Here is a 256-nt window from a genome sequence, read left to right on the forward strand (position 1 = left end):
CGCGAGAAGGGGAGCGGTCGGCCGACCAAGAAGGAGCGCCGCGAGCTCGATAGGCTTCGCGGCTATGACTCCCACGAGCACTACTGAGCGCATCGACGAGGCCCGGGCGCCCCTCCATGAGGTCGTGGCCATGGGCGGGTTGTTTGTCCCGTTGCTCGTGGGGCTCGAATGGCCCTCCTGCTCATCATCAGCCGTGCAAGCAGAGACCCCGCCGCCCACGGGGCGACGGGGTCAGTGTGATCAGGGAAGCCGCGTT

General features: G+C 67.6%; 1 pseudogene. It reads left to right on the forward strand.

The features are described from left to right. Positions 1-87: pseudogene (locus tag QP415_RS13345) on the forward strand (RNA-binding S4 domain-containing protein); the annotation flags it as partial. Positions 88-256: the final 169 nt, after the last annotated feature.

Source organism: Pauljensenia sp. UMB3104 (assembly GCF_030217285.1).
Taxonomy (GTDB): Bacteria; Actinomycetota; Actinomycetes; order Actinomycetales; family Actinomycetaceae; genus Pauljensenia.